We start from the raw sequence: 2,817 nt of genomic DNA, 5'->3' as shown, positions 1-2,817 counted from the left end.
CCGCCACCGCTGCGACCGATACCGCCGCTGTCACCCGCACCGCCAGCACCGCCAGCACCGCCGCCGCCACCGATACCGCTGCGCCCGCACGGCCACCGGCACCGCTGACACCGACACCACTGCCGCCCGCACCACCACCAGCACCACTGCCACCGATACCGCTGCCGCCGGCACTGCCGCCCGCACCACCGCGAGCACCGCCACCCCCGACGCGACTCACGCACGTCGCAAACCCAAGAGGGTAGCCAAGGGTGGCGCAATCCCCCGCTCCGGCGTGGCGTCGTAACCGCGCCCCGCAACATGGCAACAGTGCTCCCGTGGTTGGCGAGGTTGGCGATCGGGCCGGGCGGCGGTTCTTCGGGATGCGGCGCACTGTCGGGCTGGTGCGGGCCTGCCGGGGTGAGCAGGCTGATCCGGCGTCCTTCTACGAGCCCCTGGCTGCCGACTCCGTAGCCTTGCTGAGCCGGCACGTGGCAGTGCGCGGGCTCCGCGTGCTGGACGTGGGAGGCGGGCCGGGGTTCTTCGCAGCAGCCTTCGGAGCGGCGGGGGCGCGGTACGTGTCAGTGGATCTGCGGCCGGTCGGGGATGTGTGCGGTGACGCGGTGGCGCTGCCGGTGCGGGACGGCTCTGTGGACGTCTGCTTCTCGTCCAACGTCCTCGAACACGTCGCTGACCCGCGGCGCATGCTCTCGGAGATGCTCCGCGTGACGCGCCCCGGCGGCATCGTCTTCGTCTGCTTCACCAACTGGCTCGGACCGCTCGGCGGCCACGAGACCTCGCCCTGGCACTACCTCGGCGGCGAGTGGGCGGCGCGCCGCTACGAGCGCCGGCGTGGCACTCCCCCGACCAATCGCTACGGCGTGTCACTCTTCCCGCTGTCGGTCGGCAGGGTCCTGCGGTGGGTGCGGGAGGCGGAGCAGGACGGCGTCGCCGACCGCCTCGCCGTCTTCCCGCGCTACCACCCCGCCTGGGCTCACCCGATCGTGCGTGTGCCGGGCGTGCGCGAGTTCCTGACCGCCAACTGTGCCATCGCACTGCGCGTCCGCTCCCAGTCGAACTCGGCGGCCCACGCCACGCACGCCGCTCTCACCTCGGACGCGCGCGCCGGGTCGGCGTCGAGCTCCTTCAGAGCGCCGGAGACGGTGTCGGCCAGACTGTCGCCGGGCGCGACGAGCCAGCCGGTGATCCCGTCGCGGATGGCGTCGCGCAGGCCGTCGACGTCGTAGGCGACGGTCGGCACGCCCAGCGCCGCAGCTTCCAGAACGGACAGGCCCCAGCCTTCGCTCTGCGACGCGGACAGGTGCAGCCAGGCGGTGCGCAGGAGGCGGTTCTTAGCGCTGTCGGGAAGGTGGCCATGGATATGGACGTGGTCAGCATGTCGCATACGTGACACTGTGTCTCGAATACGCTGCTCGTCGGGGCCACGACCGACGATATGGACCTCGATGCCGGGCCAGGTCTCGGCGAGGTCGTCGGCGAGCTGGGCCACACGTTCCAGGCGCTTATGGCGTACCAGGCGGCCGACGGCCACGAGCCGAGGCGTTGGGCCGTCTTCAGCTCCCGGGGTTACGGCTAGTCGTAGTACCGGGTCGAGAACCGCGTCCCGGGCAACGGTGACGCCGTTGTGGATCACTTCGATCGAACCAGTCCACCGCAGTCGGGTCCGCATCGCCGCGATGGTGGACTCCGACACCGCCACCGCCTGGCAGCGTCGGTAGACCCGTCGCGCCACCGGCCCCTCCAGCCACCGTCCGAGGGTGGCCAGCGTGCGGTTGAAATGCGTGGCGAACTGCGCGTCGTGGACGTGGTGGACGACGATCGCGATGCCGCTCCGCCGACGTGACAGCACCAGCGGGGAGAAGAACGGGATGCCGTTCTGGCAGTCGATCACGAAGTCAGGCGCGCGCCCGGACAGCCGAGCCCAGATCAGGCGTGCGAGGACGCCGGGGTAGACGAACCACGTCCCCCCGCATCGCAGCCACCTGATGCCGTCGCGCGTCTCGCTGCGAAGCTGGCCGGGTTCGCGGGACGTGAGGAAGTCGACGGTGTGGCCGCGCGCCACGAATCCGCAGGCGATCTCGTAGGCGAAGGCCTCCGCTCCGCCGGCGGTCTGCTGCCAGGGGTCGCGCCAGTTGAGGATGGCTAAGTGCACTGCGATACAACGAGACACGACGCAGTGCGACACGTGTGGCGGGGCTTTTCGGGCGGTTCAGGACGCGGCCCGCTGCGGAGGTCATTCAGCGCATCGCCAGCAGTCCTCAGGCGGATCTTCGATCGTACGGCGCGCCGGGGACGGTTCCGGCGTTCTCCGGGGCTGGCGCGCCGCCGACAGGCTTTCGGGGTCGAAGTTCACTCGGACGGGGGTTGCTCGACTGTCCTTCAAGTACGCCGACGTCTAGCGTGACCGCTCAAGAGACACGCGCGGCACCGCACCGGAGGGACTCTCGATGCTCCGCAGGGCCAGGAACGAGCGGGCCGGGGATGACCGGACCGGGGATGGCTCACGGCGCGGGGGCGGACGGACCGCGTCGGCCGGGCTCGTGGTGGCGGTCGGGACCGGGCTCGGCAACGTGCTGGCGTACGGGTTCAACCTGGTGCTGTCCCGAGGCCTCGGACCCGGCGGCTACGCGGAGTTGGGAACGCTCCTGTCGGTGTTCCTCATCGGGACGGTGCCGGGGCTGGCGGTGCAGGCGATCAACGCGCGCCGGCTGGCGGTGGTCGCGGAGGCTTCGCCGGCGGCGCGTGCGGCATTGGTGCACGAACTGCGGCGGCGGGGGTTGGCGGTCGGGGCCGCGGTGGCGGCGGCGTTCGTGGTGC

The 2,817-nt window shown here is 71.4% G+C and carries 2 protein-coding genes and 2 pseudogenes; 2 read left to right on the top strand and 2 right to left on the bottom strand.

Going from position 1 to position 2,817, the window contains the following annotated elements; translation table 11 throughout:
* Positions 1-220, bottom strand: a 220-nt coding sequence (locus GWK61_RS58075; protein WP_228564514.1) for a hypothetical protein, incomplete at its 3' end; no start/stop codon positions are given.
* A 142-nt stretch (positions 221-362) separates the two neighbouring features.
* On the opposite strand from GWK61_RS58075, the pseudogene GWK61_RS61325 reads away from it, so the two are divergent.
* Positions 363-731, top strand: a pseudogene (locus GWK61_RS61325) (class I SAM-dependent methyltransferase); the annotation flags it as partial.
* Between the two features lie 242 nt (positions 732-973).
* On the opposite strand, the gene GWK61_RS59115 reads toward GWK61_RS61325, so the two are convergent.
* Positions 974-2,152 (bottom strand): glycosyltransferase family 4 protein, encoded by a 1,179-nt coding sequence (locus GWK61_RS59115; RefSeq protein WP_194922158.1) that lies wholly within the window; start codon positions 2,150-2,152, stop codon positions 974-976.
* A gap of 295 nt (positions 2,153-2,447) precedes the next feature.
* Here GWK61_RS59115 and GWK61_RS53760 point away from each other — a divergent pair.
* Positions 2,448-2,817, top strand: a pseudogene (locus GWK61_RS53760) (hypothetical protein); the annotation flags it as partial.

Source organism: Catenulispora rubra, from assembly GCF_015356825.1.
Classification (GTDB): domain Bacteria; phylum Actinomycetota; class Actinomycetes; order Streptomycetales; family Catenulisporaceae; genus Catenulispora; species Catenulispora rubra.
Note: the sequence above shows the minus strand (reverse complement) of the source record. Positions and strands in the feature narration are given on the sequence as shown.